At 42.2% G+C, this 24994-nt stretch carries 21 protein-coding genes; 6 read left to right on the top strand and 15 right to left on the bottom strand.

All coding sequences use genetic code 11. The features are described from left to right. Positions 1–65 precede the first annotated feature (65 nt). The 4 genes from D7D50_RS10160 to zwf all read left to right on the top strand — a co-directional run bounded on the left by D7D50_RS10160 (position 66) and on the right by zwf (position 3556). On the top strand, positions 66–212 hold the full coding sequence (locus tag D7D50_RS10160; RefSeq protein ID WP_167444700.1) for an SPJ_0845 family protein: 147 nt from the start codon (positions 66–68) through the stop codon (positions 210–212). Further along, entirely contained in the window at positions 209–1114 is a 906-nt protein-coding gene (locus D7D50_RS06255) for a permease (protein WP_117744490.1), read from the top strand. Before D7D50_RS10160 ends, D7D50_RS06255 begins: the two co-directional genes overlap by 4 nt. Further along, positions 1111–1926, top strand: a complete 816-nt coding sequence (locus D7D50_RS06250) for a TIGR03943 family putative permease subunit (RefSeq protein WP_120701753.1) — start codon at positions 1111–1113, stop codon at positions 1924–1926. The genes D7D50_RS06255 and D7D50_RS06250 overlap by 4 nt, the downstream gene beginning before the upstream one ends. A gap of 163 nt (positions 1927–2089) precedes the next feature. Beyond that, positions 2090–3556 carry a glucose-6-phosphate dehydrogenase gene (gene zwf / locus D7D50_RS06245; protein WP_120701752.1) on the top strand — a complete coding sequence of 489 codons (1467 nt, stop codon included), beginning with the start codon at positions 2090–2092 and terminating at the stop codon, positions 3554–3556. Positions 3557–3773: 217 nt separating this feature from the next. On the opposite strand, the gene ftsY is transcribed toward zwf, so the two are convergent. From ftsY to ccpA, 13 genes are all read right to left on the bottom strand, one after another. After that, positions 3774–5441, bottom strand: coding sequence for a signal recognition particle-docking protein FtsY (ftsY, locus tag D7D50_RS06235; protein ID WP_120701751.1), 1668 nt, complete (start codon positions 5439–5441; stop codon positions 3774–3776). Beyond that, positions 5441–6262: a Cof-type HAD-IIB family hydrolase gene (locus D7D50_RS06230; RefSeq protein ID WP_120701750.1), complete on the bottom strand. Its 822-nt coding sequence runs from the start codon at positions 6260–6262 to the stop codon at positions 5441–5443. The genes ftsY and D7D50_RS06230 overlap by 1 nt, the downstream gene beginning before the upstream one ends. Then, a complete protein-coding gene (locus D7D50_RS06225) occupies positions 6259–7056 on the bottom strand; it encodes an HAD family hydrolase (protein WP_120701749.1) in 798 nt (265 codons plus the stop codon). Before D7D50_RS06225 ends, D7D50_RS06230 begins: the two co-directional genes overlap by 4 nt. Then, entirely contained in the window at positions 7046–10591 is a 3546-nt protein-coding gene (gene smc, locus D7D50_RS06220) for a chromosome segregation protein SMC (RefSeq protein ID WP_120701748.1), read from the bottom strand. The genes D7D50_RS06225 and smc overlap by 11 nt, the downstream gene beginning before the upstream one ends. Continuing rightward, positions 10582–11283, bottom strand: a complete 702-nt coding sequence (rnc, locus tag D7D50_RS06215; RefSeq protein ID WP_117744497.1) for a ribonuclease III — start codon at positions 11281–11283, stop codon at positions 10582–10584. Before rnc ends, smc begins: the two co-directional genes overlap by 10 nt. A 158-nt stretch (positions 11284–11441) precedes the next feature. Then, positions 11442–11804 carry a YbaN family protein gene (locus D7D50_RS06210; RefSeq protein WP_023023915.1) on the bottom strand — a complete coding sequence of 121 codons (363 nt, stop codon included), beginning with the start codon at positions 11802–11804 and terminating at the stop codon, positions 11442–11444. A gap of 83 nt (positions 11805–11887) precedes the next feature. Further along, positions 11888–12697: an MBL fold metallo-hydrolase gene (locus tag D7D50_RS06205; RefSeq protein ID WP_048689535.1), complete on the bottom strand. Its 810-nt coding sequence runs from the start codon at positions 12695–12697 to the stop codon at positions 11888–11890. Positions 12698–12705: 8 nt separating this feature from the next. Then, positions 12706–14052, bottom strand: coding sequence for a cell wall metabolism sensor histidine kinase VicK (vicK, locus tag D7D50_RS06200; RefSeq protein ID WP_117744499.1), 1347 nt, complete (start codon positions 14050–14052; stop codon positions 12706–12708). After that, positions 14045–14746 (bottom strand): response regulator YycF, encoded by a 702-nt coding sequence (yycF, locus tag D7D50_RS06195; RefSeq protein WP_117744500.1) that lies wholly within the window; start codon positions 14744–14746, stop codon positions 14045–14047. The genes vicK and yycF overlap by 8 nt, the downstream gene beginning before the upstream one ends. A 371-nt stretch (positions 14747–15117) precedes the next feature. Then, entirely contained in the window at positions 15118–17061 is a 1944-nt protein-coding gene (thrS, locus tag D7D50_RS06185) for a threonine--tRNA ligase (RefSeq protein WP_120701747.1), read from the bottom strand. Between the two features lie 806 nt (positions 17062–17867). Beyond that, positions 17868–19190: a glycosyltransferase family 4 protein gene (locus tag D7D50_RS06180; RefSeq protein WP_120701746.1), complete on the bottom strand. Its 1323-nt coding sequence runs from the start codon at positions 19188–19190 to the stop codon at positions 17868–17870. Between the two features lies 1 nt (position 19191). Then, the gene (locus D7D50_RS06175) at positions 19192–20190 is read right to left on the bottom strand and encodes an LTA glycolipid anchor biosynthesis glycosyltransferase, IagA/BgsA family (protein WP_120701745.1); all 999 of its coding nucleotides are present in this window, start codon (positions 20188–20190) and stop codon (positions 19192–19194) included. 361 nt (positions 20191–20551) lie between these two features. Continuing rightward, positions 20552–21556 (bottom strand): catabolite control protein A, encoded by a 1005-nt coding sequence (gene ccpA / locus D7D50_RS06170; protein WP_120701744.1) that lies wholly within the window; start codon positions 21554–21556, stop codon positions 20552–20554. Between the two features lie 160 nt (positions 21557–21716). Here ccpA and D7D50_RS06165 point away from each other — a divergent pair, with 160 nt between their 5' ends. Both D7D50_RS06165 and D7D50_RS06160 read left to right on the top strand, forming a co-directional pair. Continuing rightward, entirely contained in the window at positions 21717–22799 is a 1083-nt protein-coding gene (locus D7D50_RS06165) for a M24 family metallopeptidase (RefSeq protein WP_120701743.1), read from the top strand. Between the two features lie 24 nt (positions 22800–22823). Next, a complete protein-coding gene (locus D7D50_RS06160; RefSeq protein ID WP_117744506.1) occupies positions 22824–23162 on the top strand; it encodes a cytochrome O ubiquinol oxidase in 339 nt (112 codons plus the stop codon). 371 nt (positions 23163–23533) lie between these two features. On the opposite strand, the gene D7D50_RS06155 is transcribed toward D7D50_RS06160, so the two are convergent. Further along, positions 23534–23983 carry an Rrf2 family transcriptional regulator gene (locus tag D7D50_RS06155; protein WP_023023935.1) on the bottom strand — a complete coding sequence of 150 codons (450 nt, stop codon included), beginning with the start codon at positions 23981–23983 and terminating at the stop codon, positions 23534–23536. A gap of 143 nt (positions 23984–24126) precedes the next feature. Beyond that, positions 24127–24969, bottom strand: coding sequence for a metallophosphoesterase family protein (locus D7D50_RS06150; RefSeq protein ID WP_120701742.1), 843 nt, complete (start codon positions 24967–24969; stop codon positions 24127–24129). Positions 24970–24994: the final 25 nt, after the last annotated feature.

The following is a 24994-nucleotide window of genomic DNA, read 5'->3' as shown; positions in this document are numbered from 1 at the left end:
ACTTGATTTCCCCTCTTTTCTGAGAATTTGATATAATGAGAAAAAAAAGAAAAGGAGACCTATTCATGGCTATTAAATTTTCAAAAACAGACGATTTAGACAAACTCTTTGAGGAATTTGCCGTTTTCCCAGATCCCCCTCAAGCCACTTTCCCAGATGAGAAGAAGGAAGCAACTAAAGGGCAAAAAGTACAGAAGGATTCTGACAAATGAATTTCTTTCAGCAGTTGCCAACTAGTGTCCTTCAAGCTGGAGCAATTTTTCTTTCGATTATGATTGAAGCCCTTCCTTTTGTTCTGATTGGAAGTCTGATTTCAGGGGCAATCGATGTCTACATCACCCCTGAAAAAGTTTATCGAGCTCTCCCTAAAAATAAATGGGGAAGAATTTTGTTTGGGACCTTGATTGGTTTTATTTTCCCTTCCTGTGAGTGTGGCATCGTCCCTATTATCAATCGCTTTTTAGAAAAGAAGGTCCCTAGCTATACAGCTGTGCCCTTTCTAGTAACAGCGCCAGTTATTAACCCCATTGTGCTCTTTGCCACCTATTCCGCCTTTGGCAATTCTTTTCAAATGGCTCTCTTACGAGCTATCGGCTCTATCTTGGTAGCGACTGTTCTGGGTATTTTCCTAGGATTTTTCCAAACCGCTTCTATTCAACGGGCCAACCGCAAGGAAGTCCATATACATGACTTTTCTAAACTATCTGCTGCTCAACGCTTTTTCCAAGTATTTGTGCAGGCCATTGATGAGTTTTTCGACACTGGACGGTATCTGGTCTTTGGTTGTTTGTTTGCCAGCGTGGTTCAGGTCTATGTGCCAACTCGAGTGCTGACTTCTATTTCAGCGACACCACTCTTAGCTATTCTCCTCCTCATGCTTCTTTCCTTCCTGCTCTCATTGTGTAGTGAGGCAGATGCCTTTATTGGCTCCTCCCTCCTCTCTAGTTTTGGCTTAGCTCCTGTCCTAGCCTTCCTGGTTATCGGTCCCATGCTAGATGTCAAGAACCTCTTGATGATGAAGAATTATCTGACCAATCGCTTTATTGTCCAATTTATTAGCATCGTCAGCCTAGTTGTCTTGGTTTATGCTTGGTTTGTGGGGGTGGTCCTATGATTCGATTTCTCATTTTAGCAGGCTATTTCGAACTGACTATGTATTTGCAGCTTTCTGGTAAGCTCAACCAATACATTAATATGCATTATTCCTATTTAGCCTATATCTCTATGATTCTTTCCTTCCTTTTGGCTGTCGTCCAGCTCTATATTTGGATGAAGAATCTGCCCGTTCATAGTCACCTAACCAGTAAAAAAGCCAAAGTCATGAGTATCATTTTACTCCTGATTCCTTTGATCGTTGGAATTGGTTTCCCGACAGTGACCTTGGATTCCCAAACGGTTTCAGCCAAGGGCTATCATTTCCCCATCGCAGCTGGCTCTTCTAAGGATATTCAAAACGACGAAGGAACAACCAACCAATATCTCAAGCCTGACACAAGCAGTTATTTTACCAAGTCTGCTTATGAATCCGAGATGAGAGCTGCAGCTAAGAAGTACCTCAAGCAAGATCATATCCAGATCACGACAGAAAACTACATGGAAGTCATGGAAGTTATCTACGACTATCCAGATGAATTTGCTGGAAAAACCTTTACCCTAACCGGCTTTATTTATAAGGATCCTCAAGATCCGGGTAGCCAGTTCCTTTTCCGTTTTGGGATTATCCACTGTATCGCCGACTCAGGAGTCTATGGTCTGTTGACCAAAGGAGCCTCCCAAACCTATGACGATAATACTTGGGTCCAAGCTACTGGAACTCTAAAGATCCAATACCATAAACAGCTTGGCCAAAGTCTTCCGGTCTTAGACATAAGGGAAGCTCATCAGGTAGAAAAACCCGCCAATCCTTATGTTTATCGGGTATTCTAGGCAGTCTATCACTCTGCAGGTTGTGACCTTTTGGTCCAACCTTTTTTTGTGCTTTCTTCTCCTTTTATTTCCTATGAAAGTCAGAATACTTTTACTTTCAAAGAGAAATTTTCTGAATTTTATGGTAGAATATGGTTTATCAAGTTAGAAAATAGGTATGAACATGTCTTCAAAAGTAATTGTAACCATTTTCGGGGCTAGTGGAGATTTAGCTCACCGCAAACTCTACCCTTCCCTTTTTAGACTCTATAAAGCTGGTAATCTTTCAGAGCATTTTGCAGTGATTGGAACAGCTCGTCGTCCTTGGAGCAAAGAATACTTTGAATCAGTTGTCGTTGACTCCATTTCGGATTTAGCAGATAGTCCTGAACAGGCGCAAGAATTCGCTAGCCACTTTTACTACCAAAGCCACGATGTTAATGATACCGAGCACTACATCAAGCTTCGTGAACTCCAAAATCAGCTCAATGACACCTACCAAGCTGACCACAATAAACTCTTCTTCCTATCCATGGCACCCCAGTTCTTTGGAACCATTGCCAAACATTTGAAATCTGAAGGAATTGTGGATGGAAAAGGCTTTGAGCGTCTAATCGTAGAAAAACCATTTGGAACTGACTTAGAAACAGCCAGTCAGCTCAACAAAGAACTGGAAGAAACCTTTGAGGAAGAGCAAATTTTCCGAATTGATCATTACCTTGGTAAAGAAATGATCCAGTCTATTTTTGCCCTCCGTTTTGCCAATCTAATCTTTGAAAACATTTGGAACCATGACTATATCGACAATGTCCAAATCACCTTTGCAGAACGTCTGGGTGTGGAAGAGCGTGGTGGCTACTATGATGAATCTGGTGCCCTCCGCGACATGGTTCAAAACCATACCCTTCAATTGCTTTCTCTCTTAGCGATGGACAAACCAGCTTCCTTCACCAAGGAAGACATCCGTAAAGAGAAGGTAAAAGTTTTTGAACAATTGGTCAATCCTTCTGAAGAAGAATTAAAGAAATTGTTTATTCGAGGCCAGTATCGTTCTGGAAAAATCCAAGGGAAAAAGGACATCTCTTACCGTAGTGAACCAAATGTCAACCCTGAATCCATGACCGAAACCTTTGCTTCTGGTGCCTTCTTTGTGGATAGTGATCGCTTCCGTGGAGTACCTTTCTTCTTCCGTACAGGAAAACGTCTCACAAAAAAGGGAACCCATGTGAATGTGGTCTTTAAACAGATGGACTCTATTTTTGGTCAAGAAATTGAACCCAATGTGCTGACCATCTACATCCAACCAAACGAAGGCTTCTCTCTCTCTGTCAACGGGAAAGAAGTCGGCGAGCAATTCCAGATCGCTCCGATATCCTTGGATTATGAAACTGATGCGACAGCGACCGGTGCTTCTCCAGAGCCTTACGAAAAGTTAATCTATGATGTCTTAAATAATGACTCTACCAACTTTAGCCACTGGAACGAAGTAAAAGCATCTTGGAACTTGATTGACCGGATTGAGAAATTATGGGCAGAAAATCAAGTCCCTCTTCATGAGTACAAATCTGGAACCATGGGACCTCAAGCATCCTTCGACCTCTTGAAGGATTACAATGCTGAATGGGTCTGGCAACCAACGATTGAAGAATAATCTATCCATCTTACAAATAATACAACTGAAAAGAGGCTGGGACAAAAGTCCTAGCCTCTTTTCAGTTGTATTTGGATTGTCGAGCAAGACGCAGTGGTTGAGCGGGCTCTACTACGCAGGTTTCATCAGCTTTTACAGCCCTACTCAACTGTGCGGAGGTGGGATGACGAAATCGAATTCTAACGAATTACCGATTTCTGTCCCACTCTCTTTTTGTTTATATCAAGCCTTCTAACAAGCCACGCATAAAGTTCTCAGAATTGAATTCACCGATGTCATCGATTTTTTCACCAAAACCAATTAATTTTACAGGAATATCCAACTCTTCTCGGATTGCAAGGACCACTCCTCCTCGAGCTGTTCCATCAATTTTAGTGAGGACGATTCCAGTAATAGGCGTGATCTTGGAGAATTCCTTGGCTTGGACCAGAGCATTCTGTCCTGTGGAAGCATCTAATGCCAAGAAGGTTTCGTGAGGGGCTGTAGGATCCACCCTCTTGATAATGCGACCAATTTTTTCTAATTCAGCCATCAGATTGTCTTTGTTCTGAAGGCGACCAGCAGTATCAATCATCAAAACATCGACTTGCTCTGCCACGGCCCGTTCCATTCCATCAAAGACGACACTTGCAGGATCTGACTTTTCAGGACCAGTGACAACAGGCACATCCACACGGCGTCCCCATTCAGCTAACTGAGCAACGGCACCTGCCCGGAAGGTATCTGCTGCGACCAACATCACTTTTTTCCCTTCCTTCTTGTACTTATGAGCTAGTTTTCCGATAGAGGTTGTTTTCCCAACGCCATTCACTCCCACAAAGAGCATGACCGTCAAGCCATCTTTAAAGTTAATTTGCTCATTGTATTGGCCATCTTTTTCGTAGAGATCCACCAATTTTTCAATGATCACGCGACGCAAGACATCCGGTTTCTTGGCATTTTCCAAACGGGCTTCATAGCGGAGCTCTTCTGTCAGATTCGAAGCGACCTGGACCCCTACGTCACTCATAATCAAGAGTTCTTCTAACTCTTCAAAGAAATCTTCGTCGACAGAACGGAAGTTGGCAAAGAAAGCATTAAGAGCTGCTCCAAAGCCGGTCCGAGTTTTCTTTAAGCTCCGATTGTATTTTTCTTGAACCGTTTCTGTAGGTTCAGCAATCTCTGGCTCACTTGCAGGTTCTTCTACTAAAGATTCTTCCTCAGTCTCTTCTGAAATCTCGGATTCACCAGTAGGTTCTTCTACAGGCGATCCCACTTCAAGCTCTTCGGTTCCTTCCTCAGAACTTTCAGCAATTTCTTCTTCAAGGATTGGTGCTTCGCTTACCACATCCAATTCTAGCACACCTTCAGGCTCTTCTTCCACTAGTTTGTCAGACTCTTGAGAAGGGCTTGAAGTCTCAGAAGTTGTTTCAGCCTTTACAAGAACTTCCTCTTCCAGGGCTTCTTGGACAAGATCTGAAGAAGAGTCTGGGTGCTCCTCATCAACACCCACTTCTTGTAGAGCTTCTGCATCTAAAGTCTGATCTTCAGTCACAGGGGAAGTCTCAGATACTTCCTCAGGAGAGGTTTCCTGCTCTACTTGAGAAGGTGCCTCTTCTTCGACAGCTGTTTCTTGATTTACAGGCTCTTCTAAAGGCACTTTTTCACTAGATGCTTTCGACTCTTGAGATGGTCTCGCTGATTCGGCAGCCATTCGCTCTTTTAATTCAGCATAGTAGGCTTCCATTGCCGAAATCTTAGCCTCATCACTTTGTGAAGGCTTATTTGATACCGGCTCAGCTGGCGAGCTTGCTTCTTCCTCGCTTCCCCCAATCTCTTCTGTAAGATCTTGGGTTTGTGGTTTTGTTTCTTCTTTTCTTCCAAATAGTCGGTCAAATAATCCCATTATTGACCCTCCTTCAATACATATTCTTCAATCGCTCTTCCGACTGCATCTTGATCATTGGTGTAGTCCGAGACTAGAGTGGCAATCTCCTTCACCTCATCCACCGCATTGGCCATAGCGATTCCGAGTCCTGCCCATTTTAACATGCTGGCATCATTGGCTTCATCACCGCAAGCCATGACTTGACTAGCATCGATCCCTAAATACTCCACCAAGGCCTCCAAGCCTCTATCCTTTTGAACTCCTTTGGGGCACCATTCCAAGAGCATGTCCCTTGATTTAAAAATCTCAAAACGCTCCCCTAATTCAGGAGAAATCTTTGGAATAGCGCTATCCAAATAGTCCTGATGAAAGGCTGTCACACACTTGTTATAGGAAATCTGACTGGACAAATCTTCAATAGAAACGGGAATAAAGTTCAAGTAAGGATTATAGAGAGGGTAAAGAGATTCTTGATCAGATACAAGTGTATAAACAACCCCTTCGCTGATGGCATCTAGGGGCAAACCAAGGTCCTCTGTCTCTTCATAAATCCGAAGGACATCATCTCGAGAGAAAACTGTTTTGGCAATGATCTCTCCTGTATTCTTTTGTACCAAGCCTCCATTAAAGGTAATGGTGAATTCATCTGACAAGCCGGCAGTCCCAATCTCTTGAAGCAGAAAATCCATAGCCTTGAGGGGACGACCCGTCGTCAAAACTACCTTGACCCCTTTTTCTTGAGCTGCACGAATGGCAGCTAAGTTCCGAGGGGAGATTTTCTTCTCTGAGTTTAAGAGAGTACCGTCCAAGTCTAGTGCGATAACCTTAATCTGACTCATAATTCTTCCTCCATGAAGCGAAGGATAGATCCTGTCGAATGGTGAGCTAATACTTTTTCAGCCAATTCCAAAATCTCTGGACGGGCATTTTCTGGCGCAATTGGATGGCCAACAACCTGCATCATATGAAGATCATTGAGGTTATCCCCAAAAGCTAGGACTTGATCTCGACTAATGCCTAGCTGATCCATTAGTGCTTGGATGGCGACTCCCTTGTCCACATAATCCAAGACAATATCAATGCACTCATAACCAGTGGTCATAGCCTTAACACCCTCAACATTTTGGGTAACCCAGGCTTCCCCTTCCGCTAATACTTCTTGGTCAAAATTGGTGGTCATCTTAAAGACAAGATCATCAATTTCTGAAAAATCAGACACCATTTGAATATTTTCATTGTAGTTTTGTGAAGCAGCTAGATAGTCTGGATCAACGGTTTTTAGAACATAGCTCCCACGTTTTCCCGTTAACAAGCACTTATTTTTATCAAAATAAGGACTTTCTTGTAACTTGGCAAACATGGCTTGGTAAAATTCAGGACTCATGGTCGCTTCATAGACATCTTCACCATGAAACTCAACAACACTGCCGTTTTCAGCTATAAAAATAATCTGATCCTGAACCTCTTTAAAGATTGTCTTCAAAGAGAGGAGAGCCCGACCACTTGCTACCGCAAAGTAGATCCCTTTTTTTTGAAACTTCTTTAATACCTTTAGGAATAAAGCTTGATCAAATTGATGATTTTCATCCAAAAAGGTCCCATCCATGTCTGTTGCGACTAATTTAATTTCCATTATCCATTCCTTCTATATCTTTCAGCTTCACAGATACAATCTTAGAGACTCCAGATTCTTGCATGGTCACTCCGTAGATGGAATCTGCTGCCGCCATGGTTCCCTTACGGTGGGTGACCACAATAAACTGACTTTCCTTATCAAAACGATTGAGGTAATCCCCAAAACGTTTAACATTGGCCTCGTCTAGAGCCGCTTCTACCTCATCCAAGATGACAAATGGAATAGTCTTGACACGAATGATTGAGAAGAGCAGCGCCAATGCTGACAAAGCTTTCTCCCCACCACTCATCAAATTCAAGGATTGAATTTTCTTACCTGGCGGTTGAACAGAAATCTCGACCCCAGCTGACAAGAGATCCCCATCCGTCAAGATGAGATCTGCTGATCCTCCCCCAAACATCTGTTTAAAGGTGATTCGGAAGGATTCACGAATCGCTTCAAACGTAGACTTAAAGCGTTCTTTCACCTCATCATTCATATCATTAATGGTTTCAAGAAGAAGATTCTTCGCTGCCAAGACATCTTCTCGTTGACCAGAAAGGAAATCAAACCGAGTCTTGACCTCATCGTATTGTTCGATAGCATCAATATTGACAGGTCCTAAGGCTTTAATCGCTTTCTCCAAGTCTTTTAAGACTTGCTCAGACTGGGCTAGATTTTCTAGTTCGTTGGCCTGATTAGATGCCTCTTCAAAACTCATCTTGAATTCATCGGTCAGAGCTAACATCAATTTATTTAGCTTATCCGCCAAGCGATCACGATTGGATTCTGCTTTGGCCTGTAGGCGAATCCACTCCTCATTTTGACGACGGGCTTGTTCCATATGACCCGCTACATCTTCAGACTGGCCTTCCAAATCCTCTAATTCAAATTGCTTACGAATCACAGCTTGCTCCAGAGCGGTTTTCTCTTGAAGGGTTGCTTGCAGTTGTTTTTCAAGGACAGAAACATCGATTTGCTCATGTCGATCTTCTCCCTGCTCAATCGCATATTGGAGAGCTTGGATTTCCCGTTCAGTAGAAGCCAACTCTTGCTGCAAGCGTTCGGCATCTGTCTGGTCATAGGTCAATCGACTCTTCAACTCTGTTTTCTGTAATTGGAGCTTGGCAATGGTTGCTCGTAAATTTTCAATTTTCTCAACAACGACATCTTTATTGAGCTTGACTTCTTCAATCTCAGCAGTAACTTGCTCTTTTTCCGCCTCAATTTCTTTCAGTCGCGCTTGCAAGTGATCCCGTTTTTGGAGGAGCTCCTGGTCGCTACCTTCATCCAGCTCTGTACGGATAAGTTCTAACAGTTCTTGGGCATCCAGGAGTTGCTGGTGAGCTTGCTCAAAAGCCAGTTGAAGACGTTGCTCTTCTAATCGAGCTCCTTCTCCTTGGGCTTTCAAAGATTCTAGTTTTTCTTGTGATCTGGTCACTTGTTCCTGTTGCTCTTGAACCTGGCCTTCTACTTCCCGCAAATTCTTCTGAATAGAGGCCAATTCTTGGTGCAAGCGATCCAGTTCTGGTTTGATAAAAATCGAATTATTGGTTCGATTCGCTCCCCCTGCAAAGGAACCACCTGTGCGAAGTTCGGTTCCATCCAGCGTCACCATACGAACCTGGTAGGCGACCTTACGAGCAGCCGCCTTGGCATGGTCAATGGTATCAAAAATAGCCGTAACCCCCAAGAGGTTTTGGAAAATCGACTCTAGGGAAGGATCATAGTCCACCAAACTGCTAGCCATCCCAAGGAAACCGGGACAGGCTTCAATCAGTTCTTGATTCTTTCCAGCTAGGTAGCGTGGTTTAATGGTGGTCAAAGGAAGGAAGGTTGCCCGACCCGAGCGATTCTTCTTCAGATGTTCGATCGCCCGTGTTGCTGCTCCTTCGTCTTCTACGATGATATGCTGACTGCTGGCTCCCAGAGCAATCTCTAAGGCAGTCTGATATTCTGGTGAGAAGGAGAGTTTTTCACTGACAGCTCCTACAATCCCGCCCAGACGAGCCGCTTCTTGCAGGACACTCTTCACACCCGCATAAAAATTGCTATGATTCTTTTGAATCGCCTCCAAACTGTTAATGCGAGCCTGTTTCTCCTTACTTTGATCCAGTAGATCAAACATCTTGGCTTGCCCTGTTTGATAGGCCTGGCGAGCTTCCTCAAACTGTTTCGCTTCTAACTGATAGGTCTCAAGCAAGTGTTTCAGATGCTCTTGAGCGAGTTGATAAGCCTCTTTAGCAACTTGCTCTTTTTCCTGCAATTCTGTCACCAATTGGATTTGATTTTTGTAATCTTCCTTTTTACTTTGTGACAATTGAGCTGAAGCTTCCAATTGATTTTCAATAGTTGTTAATTCATTTGACCGCTCTGCTTCATCCTGCATCAAGGCCACGTATTTTTCACGTAGATACTCGATCACCTGATCTGGATCTTCTGAGAAGCTGGCCAACTCTTTCTCCAGACCTTCAATAGCTTCTTGGCTCTTTTGGAGTTCTTCTTGAAGACTCTTTGTATTGACTTGTTTTTCTTCCAACTGATTCCGAAGAACTTGTAGGCGTTCTTCCAGAGCATTGACCCGCTCTTGATTTTCCTGACGGCTTCGAGCGACCTGTTGCGACTCCAACCGTGCCAATTCGATTTGTTTCTCCAAATCACTTAAGAGGCGAGTTAATTCTATGAGGCTAGCCTGATCATCTGATAATTGGTGTTGAAGGGCCTGACGACTCTGTTTCAATCGGAGGCTTTCTGCCTCGTACTCTTCTCTTTTCTGGTAATAAGCCTTTAATTGCTCCTGGATAGAGGCCTCTTCTTGGACTGCTTGATCATAGTCTTTTTTATTGACTTCGATCTGAGCAATCAAAACATCCAAATAAAGGACTTGGCGTTGTTGATCCAATTCTAAGAAACGTTTGGCTACAAGAGCTTGCTTTTCTAGAGGTTTGATTTGCCCCTCTAACTCAAAAATAATGTCTTCTAAACGGTCCAAATTATCCTGCGTTTGGACCAACTTAGATTCCGTTTCCTTACGACGCGTCTTAAATTTAAGAACCCCAGCGGCTTCCTCAAAAATAGCCCGTCTCTCTTCTGGTTTCGAGTTGAAGATTTCCTCGACCTTCCCTTGGGAAATAATGGAGAAAGAGTCTCTCCCAAGTCCAGTATCCATAAAGAGATCATGGACATCTCTCAAACGGACTTTCTTGCCATCAATCTTGTACTCACTGTCACCCGAGCGATAGATATGACGTTCTACTCGAATTTCCTTAGCAGCATGTTTGATAAAGCCATCCCGATTATCCAGCACTACCGTTACACAGGCGTAATTCAAGGGTTTACGAGTCTCCGTCCCTGCAAAAATCACGTCGGGCATCTTGCCTCCACGTAGGCTCTTGACACTTGATTCCCCTAAGGCCCACCGTAGACTTTCTGTAATGTTTGATTTTCCAGATCCATTAGGGCCAACTACTGCGGTTACCCCTTGGTCAAATATGACCCGAGTCTTATCTGCAAAAGACTTAAATCCTTGAATCTCAATTTCCTTTAAATACATGAGGGATCCACCTTATTTTCCACTGCTTTTTTTGCTGCTTCTTGTTCGGCAGCCTTTTTAGACCGGCCACGTCCTTGACCGATTAGTTTCCCATTGACAGACACTTGAACTTCAAATTCCTTGGCATGAGCTGGACCTGACTCACTCGTCACCTCATAAGTAATCTGTACATCTCCGTGGATTTGAAGGATTTCTTGCAAGCGTGTCTTATAGTCAATCACTTGTTCAAATTGACCTGCCTCGACTTTAGGAATCATGACTTGCTGAATGAAATTCCGAACAGTCTCCACTCCTTTATCCAAGAGCAAGGCCCCTAAAAAAGCTTCAAATAAATCTCCCAAGATGGTATCTCGGTTACGTCCTCCAGATTTTTCCTCTCCCTTGCCAAGTTTGATAAATTGATCGAAACCACAATCACGAGAAAAACCTGCCAGGCTTTCCTCACGAACAATCATGGAACGCATTTTTGACAAATCACCCTCTGGCTTACTTGGGTAGAGGGCAAATAAATATTCGGAAATCACTAGCTGGAGAACAGCGTCTCCTAAAAATTCCAAACGTTCATTATGTGAAATTTTTAAGAGGCGATGCTCATTCGCATATGAGGTATGTGTAAAAGCTGTTTCCAACAATTCTGTATCGTCAAAAGTCAGCCGAAATTTCTCAGCAAGAAGGTTATATAAGGCTTGCATCACGTTTCTACTTTCTTTCTTCATTTATGCATCTGGATCAAATCTTATGACTCATTTCGTCCAAAAGATACACCCCTCTATTATACCAAAAAAGAGTGCGTATCGCACTCCTTTCCCTTGTTTTCACGATAGGATTTATAGGCTATTCTTTCCTTATATCATTCTTCTTTATCCGGAATCACTTTGAACAAATAATAGCTTATAAAAATAGTTAATCCCACTAGACCTAATTTTACAAACCAGAGTGGTGCCAGGTAAATGGAAATCCCCATCAAAAGATAAATTTGTAGAATAATTCTTTTTTTCCGCTTTTTTGAGATCGACTTGGTTTCCCGATAATCCGCTACATAAGTTTGGTACAACTTGGTCCCATGCAACCATTTTTCAAAGCGTTGAGAACTCTTGGCAAAACAAGCCATAGCTAATAAAAGAAACGGGGTCGTTGGTAAAATAGGTAATGGAATCCCAATAATCCCTAATCCTAAGGAAATAAACCCTACTGTTATATACACGTATTTCAAACTAACTGCTCCTATCCTTCCACTTATTTCAAGCTACACTACTGACCTAAAAAGGAGATGAGCTCATCTCCTCTTTTAATCATTTAGATATCTACTAATGGAGTCGCTGTATCTGGAGATGTATCCAAGACGTCAAAATCGTGCCCCACTGCTAGATCTGCTCGAGCCAGTTGATTAACCATGGTCATATGGGCCAATTCCTTGATATTGTTTTCCTTGGATAAGTGGCCCAGATAAATCTTTTTGGTCTTATTGCCTAGGGTCCGAATCATAGCATCTGCGCCATCTTCATTAGAGAGGTGGCCCAAATCGGATAAGATCCGTTGCTTTAATCGCCAAGCATAAGAGCCTGCCCGTAGGATTTCCACATCGTGGTTGGACTCGATCAAATAGCCATCTGCATTTTCAACAATCCCTGCCATTCGATCACTGACATAACCTGTATCCGTCAGCATGACAAAGCTCTTCCCATCCTTCATGAAACGATAGAACTGGGGAGCTGCAGCATCATGGCTAACACCAAAACTTTCCACATCCAAATCCCCGAAGGTTAAGGTCTTACCCATTTCAAAAAGATGTTTCTGGGAGTCGTCGACCTTCCCAAGGTACTTGCTTCCCTCCATGGCCTTCCAGGTAGCTTCATTGGCGTATAGGTCCATCCCGTATTTACGAGCTAACACACCAACGCCATGAATGTGATCTGAATGTTCATGTGTGATCAAAATAGCATCAAGATCTTCGGGTTTGCGATCAATCTCTGCAAGCAAACCTGTAATTTTCTTCCCGGACAAGCCTGCATCTACTAGAATTTTCTTCTTAGGAGTCTCTAAGTAAAACGAATTACCACTCGATCCTGAAGCTAAAATACTATATTTAAACCCTTTTTCATCCATTTGTTTTCTTATTCATCCTCATTATCCCATCCATCATCCCGGATAGCATCTTTATCATATGGTAGAACAATCGTGAAAGTAGAACCTTTTCCATATTCACTCTTGGCCCAAATAAATCCATTGTGCTGCTTGATAATTTCCTTCGCAATGGCAAGCCCTAAACCAGTCCCACCCTGGGCGCGACTACGGGCTTTATCCACACGATAAAAGCGGTCAAAAATACGAGGGAGGTCCTTTTTAGGAATCCCTAAGCCCTCATCCGAAATCGAAATAATCAACTGGGCATCCGTTGTTTTCATCCCCACACGAATTTCCCCACCATCTGGGGAATATTTAATGGCGTTATTTAAGATATTGTCTAAGACCTGCGTCATCTTATCTGTATCAATTTCAACCCAGACAGGAGAAATGGGATATTCACGAACAATATCATATTTCTTCTCTCCAGCCTGATTCTTCATCTTATCAAAGCGGTTCAAAATGAAGGTAATAAAGGCTGTAAAGTTGGTCAATTCAACATCCAATTGACTGGTTTCATTATCAATCCGTGAAAGACTCAATAAATCCGTCACCATCCGCATCATCCGGTTGGTCTCTGTCAAAGATACTTTAACAAATTCCGGTGCAACTGGATCAAAAATGGCTCCGTCATCCAAGGCTTCCAAGTAGGATTTGACACTGGTCAATGGAGTTCGGAGTTCATGACTAACGTTGGATACGAATAAACGACGCTCCCGCTCTTCCTTATCCTGTTCGGTTGTGTCATGCAAAACGGCAACCAGACCAGAAATAAAACCAGACTCTCTCCGAATCAAGGCGAAGCGAACCCGTAAAGAGATGTACTCCCCATTTTCATCCTGCGAATCGATCGTCAGTTCCGGAACATTGGTAATCAAGTCACGCAGTTCATACTCTTCACTAATGCCAAGCAAATCCAGAATACTAGTGTTCATGACCTCTTCGACCACGACATTGAGTTGTTTGGCAGCCATTTCATTAACCAGGATAATCTGTCCTCGACGATTGGTCGCTAAGACCCCATCTGTCATATAGGAAAGAATACTAGTCAAGCGCTTGGTTTCTTGCTCCAAATTTTCATGCGTCAAACGGATAACTTCTGATAAATCATTGATATTGTTGGAAATCTCTGTCAATTCAGGACCTCCTTGTAAATCAATAATATCTGAATATTCTCCGGCAATCAAACTCTTAATTTTATCATTCAACAAACGTAGCTTCATGTTATCCCGGCGATTTTCTAGGATCAGCAAGGCCACCACGATAATAAATCCAAGAGTGATTAATATAAAAACAAAATTATAAGAGGTCATGACTTCTTTGATGTGATTAATCATTGTTTCTCATATAGTAACCGACACCGCGGCGCGTTAAAATATACTCCGGACGACCTGGAATATCTTCGATTTTTTCACGCAAACGTCGAATCGTTACGTCCACTGTCCGAACATCTCCAAAATAATCGTAGCCCCAGACTGTTTCCAGTAAATGCTCACGGGTCATGACTTGCCCTACATGGGTCGCCAAGTGATAGAGCAACTCAAATTCGCGATGGGTCAGCTCGAGCTCTTTGCCTTTTTTCTGAGCAAGGAAGGCATCCGGAATGATTTTCAAATCACCAATCACAATATCTGAATCTGATATAGACTCTGTCTGTGATTCTACCGTTAGTTCTGTCCGACGCAACAAAGCTTTTACGCGAGCTTGAAGCTCACGATTGGAGAATGGCTTAGTCACATAGTCATCCGCACCAATTTCAAGACCGATGACCTTATCAAATTCGGTATCTTTAGCAGATAGGACAATAATCGGTACATTACTGGTCTTTCGAATGGTACGCGCTACTTCCAAACCATCAATTTCAGGAAGCATGAGGTCCAGAATCAAAATATCTGGGTTCTCAGCTTCGAAAACAGCCAGTGCTTCTTTCCCATCGAAGGCAGTCAAGACTTCATAACCTTCTTTCGCCATATTGAATTTTATAATATCCGAAATCGGCTTTTCATCATCTACAACAAGAATTTTCTTCATACATGTACCTACTTCTATTTTTTCTTTGCTTCTTCAAATCTCTTTCCTTTCATTATAGCAAATTTCTTTTAAAAATGGGAGTTATACTTTGATTTGTAAAGAAAGAGAAAGAAAAAGGTTATGCAATGGAAAAATGATATCTAGATAATAGAAGCCACTCGAACAGCACTTAACCATCCACATAAAAGAGGCTGGGACAAAAGTCCTAGCCTCTCAATTGTCTTTGGATTGTCGATCAAGACGCAGTGGTTGAGTGGGCTCTACTACGCTGATTTCATCAGCTTTTACAGCCCTACTCAACTGTGCGGAGGTGGGACGACGAAATCGAATTCTAACGAATGACCGATTTCTGTCCCACTCTCTTCTATCTTTTATTTTTCAACACGAGATTTATTTGCGATATCAGCAAGAATCAATTCGACAAATGCATCTACCGGCATGGTTTCTGTTTCTTTTTGTCCATAGCGACGAACATTGACAGTTCCGTCTTCCATTTCCTTGTCACCAACGATCAATTGGTAAGGAATCTTGCTAGTTTGTGATGCACGGATCTTGAATTGCATTTTCTCATTACGTTCATCCACATCAGCACGGACACCACGGTCACGGAGCTTCTTCGCTACCTCCCAAGCGTAGTCAACGTGTTTCTCGTTAGATACTGGGATGAGGGTTACTTGATGTGGTGCAAGCCATGTTGGGAAGGCACCCTTGTAGTTCTCAATCAAGATAGCTGTGAAGCGTTCCATAGTTGAGATAACCCCACGGTGGATCATAACTGGGCGATGTTCTTCACCATCCGCTCCGATGTATTTAAGGTCGAAGCGTTCGGGAAGCAAGAAGTCAAGCTGGATTGTAGAGAGGGTTTCTTCTTTTCCAAGGGCAGTCTTAACCTGGATATCCAATTTTGGACCGTAGAAGGCAGCTTCACCTTCAGCTTCAAAGTAATCAACGCCCATTTCATCAAGGGCAGCACGAAGCATGGTTTGGGCATTTTCCCACATTTCATCGTTATCAAAGTACTTGTGAGTATCTTGAGGGTCACGAAGAGAGAGGCGGAAACGGTATTCATTCAAGTTGAAATCTTCATAAACATCGATAATCAACTGAAGAGCACGTTGGAATTCTTCTTGGATTTGTTCTGGAGTCACAAAGAGGTGACCGTCGTTAAGAGACATTTCACGTACACGTTGAAGACCAGTAAGGGCACCTGATTTCTCATAGCGGTGCATCATCCCGATTTCAGCGATACGGATTGGCAATTCACGGTATGAGTGAACATGGTGCTTGAAGACTTGGATGTGGTGTGGACAGTTCATTGGACGAAGGACGAATTCTTCCCCATCTCCCATATCCATAGTTGGGAACATGTCTTCTTGGTAATGATCCCAGTGACCAGAAGTCTTGTAAAGTTCTACAGAAGCAAGCGGTGGAGTGTAAACGTGTTGGTAGCCAGAAGCCAACTCTTTGTCTACAATGTAGCGCTCCAACTCACGACGAATGGTCGCACCATTTGGCAACCAGAATGGAAGTCCTTGTCCGACTTCTTGTGAAATCATAAAGAGATCAAGCTCTTTACCAAGTTTACGGTGGTCACGTTCTTTAGCTTCTTCACGCATTTGAAGGTAGTTTTTCAAGTCTTTCTTGTCAAACCAAGCTGTACCATAGATCCGTTGCATCATCGCGTTGTCGCTATTTCCACGCCAGTAGGCACCAGCTACGTTGAGCAAGTGGAAAATTTGGATACGACCAGTTGATGGGACGTGTGGGCCACGGCAGAGGTCTACGTACTCACCCTGGCGGTAGATGGTCAAACCACCTTCGTCTTCAGAGTGCTCTTCAATCAATTCTAATTTGTATGGATCATTTTTGAAGATTTCACGCGCTTCATCTTTAGTCACTTCTTCACGAATAGATGGGAAGTTCTCTTTCACGATTTTTTGCATTTCTTCTTCGATACGAGGAAGGTCTTCATTCGAAATTTGTCCTGCTTGGTTATCTGTATCGTAGTAGAAACCATCTTCGATAGCTGGACCAACACCCAAGTGAATGTCTGGGAAGAGACGACGAGCTGCTTGGGCAAACAAGTGTGCCGCTGAGTGACGCAAAATATCCAATGCATCTTCGTGATCAGGTGTCACGATTTCGATGCTTCCATCTTCAGTGATCGCACGAGTAGTGTCGATGAGTTTGCCGTTGAATTTACCAGCAAGAGCTTTTTTAGCTAGAGAATTGCTGATGGATTGAGCAATGTCAAAAGTTGTAACGCCAGATTCGAATTCACGAATAGCGCCATCTGGGAAAGTAATTTGAATCATGATTTTCTCCTTAAAATTAATCTAAATTAATATCAATAATTGATGTTCTAAACTCATTCATTCTTATACGAAATAGAAGAGTTGAGGAAGTTAAAAAACCTACAAGAGATAGGACTATAAAAACATGTTTCCATAAGGGGAGTGTAGTTCCATCTACAATTGGATAGAGTCGTATTGGATAGGTTGTTAATGCGTTAAAAAGATAGACAGTAGCTGTTAAACTACATAAGTATCCAATCTGAACTTTAAGTTTTGTCTTAGTAAGCATTAGGATGCTATAAAAGGGAATCCCAAAAAATAGAAGCGGTATCCCTAAGGCATAAAGGCTAATAAGAATGGTAACCGGTCCATCCCAAAACATTAGAGAGATAAATAACAACATATATGTGACCAAATAAAATAATATTGTACTGGTCTTAGAAAATAGGATTGTATTTCGACTCAATTAGCCTTCTCCCCTCAATTTTGGTTCAGCCTTTTAAATATGCTTAATCCAAAAATAAAAAGCGACCTCCTCGAAAGGACGTCGCAACGTGGTTCCACCTTCATTTATGTTCCTCAAAAAAGAGGGACACCTCTGATTGGCTCTAACGTAGCCACCGTTTTATGTTTGCATAAAAAGTTTACCGAGTAGTCCCAAATCTATCCTCTACGCGATTTCCAGCCCCACGCGTTCTCTATCAGATTTCCTAGATTTGATATGTCTCTGACTAGTATTATAGCACGATTGAAAAAATTTGCAAGAGGAAATAGCCTCTCATCCGTAAGAGGTCCTTCTTTTGAACCTCTTACGGATTTGATTTACTCTAATCCAATAACTTGGTAATGTTCCGTATCTTTTTCACCTGTTTAAAGGAACCCTTCATGATTCTCACAGACCCATTTACTGGCATAGCGATGACCTTTTGTGGAATTTTCACAATAGACTTGGTTACCCGTTTGGTACGACTTTCCTCAGGATGACGTTCATTGTAAAAATCTTTCGAAATAATGGCATCCAGATAGAACTCATAGACCCTGCGCCCAAAGTTTGTAGAAGAAATTTCATACAGCTTCTCCTCCCACTTAGCCTCATCCTTTTCTGGTGTGGCTAAGGTCGCTTCTAAAATAGCTGCTGCCAAATCTTCTTCCTGGTCATACAAGATTCCGAACATCCGATCATTGATCACATTATCTAAGTAAGGATTACTCTGAGCAATTAGGGGTGTCCCACTAGCGATACTCTCTAAATAGGTCAAGCCTTGCGTCTCACTAGTCGAAGCCGAAATAAAGAAATCCGCTGCTTTATAGTAAAGAGCTGTTTCGTTTGGTGGAATCATTCCTGTGAAGACCACCGCATCTGATACACCAAGCTTGGCCACTTGTTTTTTTAAATCATCCAGATAAGGCCCATCTCCAGCCACAATCAATTTAATATGCGCATTTTCTTCTAACACTTTAGGCAAGGCCGCAATAACGGCTTGGATATTTTTCTCGTAAGAAACCCGAGACAAGCTCAAGAGCATGGTTTCACCCTCTTGAATCCCTAATTTTTCACGAAGGGCTTGCGTCTCCACTTGTGTGATTTCAGGGCGTTCAAATTTTGCCAGCTCAATTCCTGTCGGAATAATCCGCTTTTCAGCCTTAACCTTATATTTCAGCAAGAGGTCATACACGATTTCACTCGGACAGATTACCCCATCCAAGTCATTCATATAACCACGAACGATGTATTTGACCATACTTGGTCGGATAACCATCCCCTTAGCAATATAACGAACATAATCTTCATACTGGGTATGATAGGTATGAATCACTGGAATCCGAAGCTCCTTAGCAATCCAAACCCCGAGTAGTCCTAAAGAAAACTCCGTCTGTGTATGGATCATATCCAGTTTGTATTGTTTGGCAATGGCCAAGGCTTTGGTAAACCCTCGATAAGCAATCCGCCGATCCTTAAAAGCAAAGAAAGGGATACTTGGAATGCGGATAATTTGCCAATCCTCATAGCGGTTAACATCCTTATCCGTCGTCGTAAAGATAAAAACAGTATGTCCCAACTTCTCCAATTCTGTTTTAAGGGTTCGAATACTGGTCGCAACCCCCGATACCTGCGGAAAATAAGTATCTGTAAATAATCCAATACGCATATTACATCTCCAATACCTGCTGATAAGCTTTGACTAGTTGATCGGCTACCAAATCAATTGAGCGGCTTTGAGCGACCCGGTCTCCCGCATCTCGCTTATCCACTTGACCAGACAAGACTTTTTCAAGAGAGTCCACAAATTCATCCACCGAATGACACAATTCTGCCGACTCTTGGTCCACCCAACCATGATAAACTGGAATATCCCGGAGGACGACATGCTGGTGAGCCGCTAAGGCCTCTAGGACAACAATCCCTTCCGTTTCCTCGTAAGATGGGAAGAAGAAGGCATCCGCACCCGTCATAGCCCCTTGGAAAACAGCTCCTTTAAAATAGCCAGGGAATTCCACATTGCTCGGATGATCTTTCTCTACCAGACGACGAATAGCGCGAGGGATCAACCATTTATTAATCGATCCCAACCAAATAAAGCGGACATCTGGCATCCGACGAGCAACTTCTACAAAGTCTTCAATCCCTTTTCGTCTAAAATAGAGACCCGCACATAAAACGACCTTCTCGCCTTCTTGGATATTAAAGTGCTTCCGAAAAACCTCTTCTTTTTTAGGATCTTTTTTATATTTAGACAAATCGATCCCATTGGAAACAGCGACAATAGGAGTCTTGACCCCGTAGGATTGAATCAGCTGCTTAGAATACTCTGAAGGGGTAATAATAAAATCGGCTTTTTTATACATGTGAGCCAAGTATTTGCCAAATAAGGAAGCAAACAAATTGGACCCGATAAATGAATTTTGGAAATCTTCCCGTGTGGAATGCCCATGCATAATGACCTTTTTCCCCCGACGTTTGGCAGCATGTAATAGCAACAAACTCCGAGGGCCATAGGTATTAATATGGACCACATCATAATCTCCTAAAATATCTGTCGTATAGGGAATCCCAGCCAAATCCAAGGCATGCATCTGATGTTGGAGGGCACGGCCAATCCCTGATTTTTGTAAAACGGATTTTCCTTCAAGATACAGTAAAACTTTCATACCCTCTATTATACCTAATTTAGCAGACCCCTTCAAGTTTTACCGGAGATTCATACAGAGACAAGAAAAAAGGAAGCCTTGGCTTCCTTCCAGATTAAAGACAAAGTTCTCTTAGAAACTTTCCTTAGGTGAGTCCGGACGTCAGCGAACTTCAAAGAAGTTCCATGACTTAGTTTTGGACCTAAAGTTCCAAAACTCCCGAGTGTTAGAAACACAATTGTTTCTAACACTTTTCTCACGGCGGAAAGTTTATCTCTGCTTAGATAACTCAAAAAAGCCATTATTTGAAAATTATCTAGCTATTTTGTATTAAAAATTGTTTGTCTACAGTCAAAAAGGAAGCCTTGGCTTCCTTTGGTTTTTACTTCTTCGTGGTCCCACGATGATTGATGGTATGGGCAAGAAGAACTTCTCTTTCTTCCAATTCTTCTTTATGCATAATTTTTGTCAACATCCGCATACTGATAGCTCCCAAGTCATATAGTGGTTGCCCAACAGTTGAAAGGTTTGGACGAGTGTAGCGTGTAATTTGTGAATCATCACTGGTAATCAACTCAAAATCTTCCGGTACTTTCACACCTTGATCAGCTAGACCATTGAGCAAACCTGCTGCCAATTCATCCCCAGTCACAAAGGCTGCTGTCGCTTTGGATGCAATGATGCGTTCAGCTAAGTTATAGCCTTCTTCATAGCGGTATTTAGACTCAAAGACCAAGCCTTCGCTATAAGACAATTTTTTTGCTTTTAAAGCATCTTTGTAGCCAGCCAAGCGAATCTTTCCATTGATATCATCCACTAATGGTCCACTTACAAAAGCAATCTTTTTATTTCGTTTAGCCAATAATGTAACCGCATTTACAGTCGCTTGCTTGTAATCGATATTGACACTTGGCAATTGATGTTCGACATCGACTGTCCCTGCGAGAACAACTGGTGTTCGAGAACGAGAGAATTCAGAACGAATCTTTTCTGTTAAGTGGTAGCCCATGAATATAATTCCATCGACTTGTTTTGAGAAAAGAGTGTTGACAACAGAAACTTCTTTATCATCGTCTTCATCGCTGTTGGCAAGGACGATATTGTATTTATACATTTCTGCGATATCATCAATTCCTTTAGCTAAAGTAGAGAAGTAACTATTAGTAATATTTGGAATCACAACACCTACCGTTGTGGTTTTCTTACTCGCAAGTCCACGAGCAACCGCATTCGGACGATAGTCCAAACGTTCAATGACTTCCAATACTTTTTTACGAGTATTTTCCTTAACGTTCTTATTACCGTTCACGACACGGCTAACAGTCGCCATTGATACACCCGCTTCTCGGGCAACATCGTAAATGGTTACAGTATCGTCTGTATTCATAATACTTCCTTTCTTTATTGAAAATTTCGTTTTCAGTCTTCTATAACAACTATTTTATCACTTATTGTAAACACTTTCAAGCATTTTAACATCTTTTTGCAAACTCTTGATTTTTTAGGAAAAATTTGACAAAATATTATCAATAGAAAGAAGGTAGCTTATGTCTAAATTAGATCAAATTGTAGCATTTCTTGAAACCGAAAAAACGGATATTGCAGTAGTTTCTGACCCTGTCACTATCAACTACTTAACAGGATTCTATAGCGATCCTCACGAACGTCAGCTCTTCCTATTTGTCTATCCAGACCATGAACCACTTCTGTTTGTTCCTGCTCTTGAGGTAGAACGGGCGACTGCTGTTGTGGATTTCCAAGTGGTTGGTTATGTGGATTCTGAAAATCCTTGGGAAAAAATCAAAGGAGCTAGCGCCAATCCAGAAGCCAAAAAAGTCGCTTTGGAATTTGATAATTTGATTTTGACCAAATACCATGGACTTCGTTCAGTCTTTGAACAAGCAACATTTACCAATCTCAGCCCTCGGATTAACCGCATGCGCTTGATCAAATCTGCTGATGAGATCCAAAAAATGTTAGTTGCTGGTCAATATGCGGATAAGGCTGTCAACATGGGATTTGACGCCATCTCTCTGGAAAAAACTGAAACTGATATCGTCGCAGAGATCGACTTTGGCATCAAACGCTTGGGCTACGAAATGAGCTTTGAAACCATGGTCTTAACCGGCAACAATGCAGCCAACCCTCATGGCATCCCTGGAAGCAACAAAATTGAAAAGGATGCTCTTCTTCTCTTCGACTTGGGATGTATGGTTAACGGCTATGCTTCAGATATGACGCGAACAGTTGCGGTTGGAAAACCAGATGACTTCAAAAAAGAAATCTACCACTTAACTTTAGAAGCTCAACAAGCTGCTCTGGATATGATCAAACCTGGTGTGACGGCTCACGACGTCGATCGCGCTGCTCGCAGTGTCATTGAAAAAGCAGGTTACGGTGAATACTTCAACCATCGCCTCGGACACGGTATCGGAATGGATGTGCATGAATTCCCTTCTATCATGGAAGGAAATGACATGGTCATCGAAGAAGGCATGTGCTTCTCAGTCGAACCAGGCATCTACATCCCTGGAAAAGTCGGAGTGCGGATTGAGGACTGTGGCTATGTCACAAAAGATGGCTTTGGCCTCTTTACCGAAACCAGCAAAGACTTGCTGTATTTTGATTAAGTTAGATAATAAGGAGTTTTTTGTATGATTGTTTGGCGTGGTAAAGGCTTGCTCGTTCCCCTCGCTCTTATGATTGGAGGAGCTTTGGCGAATATGATTTATTCCTTCCTGCATCTTAATGTAAATAAGAGTACAGATAGTATCATCTTAGGATGTATGTTGGGGATTCTTGCTGCGGCAGTCAATTATTTGCTAACAAAAAAATTTGTTTCCGATCAAGTTCGGTATATGATTGATGAGGAAACAGGGCAACGTATTGCTTTCCGCGATCGTTCTTCTTTCATGTTCATTCCTAATCGTTACTGGACATGGATTTATGCAATTGGATTTATTCTAGTTAGTGTCTTATTTACTAAAAAATAAAAATTAGATAAACTTTAAATCATTTCATTCAACAAAAAAGCCTTTCAGTTTACACTGAGAGGCTCAGATTAAAGAAATAGTATTCCTAGAAACTTTCCTTAGGTGAGTACGGACGTCATGGAACTTCTACGAAGTTCCATGACTTAGTTTTGAACCTAAGGTTTCAAAACTCCCGAGTGCTTGAAACGAAAACGTTTCAAGCATTTTTCTCACGGCGGAAAGTTTCGGATATGCTTTAATGATTCAAAGCAACATGATAGTTTTTTGAAAAATTACCTAGCTATCTTAAGTAAAAAGTAGTTTGTCTACATTCAAAGCCTTCCAGTATATACTGAAAGGCCTTTTTACATCAAGTTTCTTACAGAATCAAATCAAGAAACGGTTGCTAGCTCCATTTGTTTCTTGGTTTGCTCCACTACTTCTTTGAGGCTGGTCTGAGCCATTTCCTTTTCCATGGCCAATTGAATCTTTTCCAGCTTCCCATCTAGGACGCCATGGATGCTATTTCCAATCGGACAAGCTGGATTTGGATGCTCGTGGAAACCAAATAATTGACCAGTCTTCCCAAGGCATTCAACAGCCTGATAGATATCTAACAAACTAATTGCTTCCAATTCTTTGGCCATCTCGGCGCCACCTGTTCCACGCGCCACATGGATCAATCCTGCCTTTTTTAATTGAGACAAGGTCTTCCGAATAATGACAGGGTTCACTCCAACGCTGCCAGCAATCATATCACTGGTCACCTTGGTACAATCTCCTTTTAAAGCAATCATGACTAATACATGGGTTCCAATGGTAAAACGACTTGAAATTTGCATGGATACTCCTCTCTTCCATCTAGATAGGGATGTCTTAAACTGGATCTAAAGCCATCAGTAACTAGATACATTTACTCTTCCGACGTTAAAGTTCTTTCTTTTAGTCTATTATACCCTTATTTGTTGTAATGTCAACTGTTACACTAGTTGAAAAAATCTCTCAACCATGCGTCTACTTCTACATTGTGTCCCTCTCGCTGGGCTATTTCATGTAGAAGCTCCTGATTATGGGTATGGTGAATCCCATTGACTAAACTTTCATAGTAAACTTGGAAGTAAGGTAGTTTCAGATCCTTAGCGAGTTTGAGTTCTTTCTCAATGTCATAGGACACCCGCCGAAAGTCAACATCTTTCAAACCCGATTCATCAAACTCTAGAATAGCATACATGGCCCGGAGATCCTTTCGAAGATTGGCCTGCAAAAAGAAGGGCTGGCCGATAGAACCTGGATTCAAGATGAGCTCTCCACCACTTCCATATCGGAAAAATTGTTGGTGAATATGACCATAGACTGCTAGATCACAAGGGGGATTGGTTACGAGGCGATCAAAATCTTTCTGGTCTCCTATATGGATCAATTCTCGTCCCCAGTTTTTGTCTGGCAGATGATGGGTGATGCCCACTATTAAGCCAGAAACTTCCCGATGCACTTGCATGGGCAGACTTTGCATGGCCTCTATTTCTTCTGGACGAATTTCTTCTAAGATATACTGACAATGGCGCATCAAATAACGGTGACTAGCCCTTGATGGATCCAGCATCCCCTTCATCGCTCGCCACAAGCTATCTTCCCAATTTCCTAAAATCTGTACGGTGATAGGCAATTCTTCAAGTAGGTTCAAAAGATGTCGTCTACCAGTCCCCGGCATAAGGACATCCCCTAATAACCAGTATTCTTCTACACCTGCCCGCTTGGCATCTTTAAGCACAGCCTCTAAAGCAGTTGTATTCCCATGTATATCCGAAAGCAAAGCAATTTTTATCATGTCTCTTCTCCTTTTCTCATTATAC

The sequence above is a fragment of the Streptococcus koreensis genome (assembly GCF_003627135.1).
Lineage (GTDB): Bacteria > Bacillota > Bacilli > Lactobacillales > Streptococcaceae > Streptococcus > Streptococcus ilei.
This window is presented reverse-complemented; position numbering and strand designations above follow the sequence as displayed.

Excerpts from the sequence above, each read along its gene's own strand:
- D7D50_RS06165 (WP_120701743.1), top strand. The coding sequence starts at position 21,717 with ATGTCTAAATTAGATCAAATTGTAGCATTTCTTGAAACCGAAAAAACG.
- D7D50_RS06255 (WP_117744490.1), top strand. The coding sequence starts at position 209 with ATGAATTTCTTTCAGCAGTTGCCAACTAGTGTCCTTCAAGCTGGAGCA.
- D7D50_RS06155 (WP_023023935.1), bottom strand. The coding sequence starts at position 23,983 with ATGCAAATTTCAAGTCGTTTTACCATTGGAACCCATGTATTAGTCATG.
- D7D50_RS06180 (WP_120701746.1), bottom strand. The coding sequence starts at position 19,190 with ATGCGTATTGGATTATTTACAGATACTTATTTTCCGCAGGTATCGGGG.
- D7D50_RS06205 (WP_048689535.1), bottom strand. The coding sequence starts at position 12,697 with ATGGATGAAAAAGGGTTTAAATATAGTATTTTAGCTTCAGGATCGAGT.
- ccpA (WP_120701744.1), bottom strand. The coding sequence starts at position 21,556 with ATGAATACAGACGATACTGTAACCATTTACGATGTTGCCCGAGAAGCG.
- D7D50_RS06150 (WP_120701742.1), bottom strand. The coding sequence starts at position 24,969 with ATGATAAAAATTGCTTTGCTTTCGGATATACATGGGAATACAACTGCT.
- yycF (WP_117744500.1), bottom strand. The coding sequence starts at position 14,746 with ATGAAGAAAATTCTTGTTGTAGATGATGAAAAGCCGATTTCGGATATT.
- D7D50_RS06230 (WP_120701750.1), bottom strand. The coding sequence starts at position 6,262 with ATGAGTCAGATTAAGGTTATCGCACTAGACTTGGACGGTACTCTCTTA.
- thrS (WP_120701747.1), bottom strand. The coding sequence starts at position 17,061 with ATGATTCAAATTACTTTCCCAGATGGCGCTATTCGTGAATTCGAATCT.
- D7D50_RS06175 (WP_120701745.1), bottom strand. The coding sequence starts at position 20,190 with ATGAAAGTTTTACTGTATCTTGAAGGAAAATCCGTTTTACAAAAATCA.
- D7D50_RS06160 (WP_117744506.1), top strand. The coding sequence starts at position 22,824 with ATGATTGTTTGGCGTGGTAAAGGCTTGCTCGTTCCCCTCGCTCTTATG.
- D7D50_RS10160 (WP_167444700.1), top strand. The coding sequence starts at position 66 with ATGGCTATTAAATTTTCAAAAACAGACGATTTAGACAAACTCTTTGAG.
- smc (WP_120701748.1), bottom strand. The coding sequence starts at position 10,591 with ATGTATTTAAAGGAAATTGAGATTCAAGGATTTAAGTCTTTTGCAGAT.
- vicK (WP_117744499.1), bottom strand. The coding sequence starts at position 14,052 with ATGATTAATCACATCAAAGAAGTCATGACCTCTTATAATTTTGTTTTT.
- D7D50_RS06225 (WP_120701749.1), bottom strand. The coding sequence starts at position 7,056 with ATGGAAATTAAATTAGTCGCAACAGACATGGATGGGACCTTTTTGGAT.
- rnc (WP_117744497.1), bottom strand. The coding sequence starts at position 11,283 with ATGCAAGCCTTATATAACCTTCTTGCTGAGAAATTTCGGCTGACTTTT.
- ftsY (WP_120701751.1), bottom strand. The coding sequence starts at position 5,441 with ATGGGATTATTTGACCGACTATTTGGAAGAAAAGAAGAAACAAAACCA.
- zwf (WP_120701752.1), top strand. The coding sequence starts at position 2,090 with ATGTCTTCAAAAGTAATTGTAACCATTTTCGGGGCTAGTGGAGATTTA.
- D7D50_RS06250 (WP_120701753.1), top strand. The coding sequence starts at position 1,111 with ATGATTCGATTTCTCATTTTAGCAGGCTATTTCGAACTGACTATGTAT.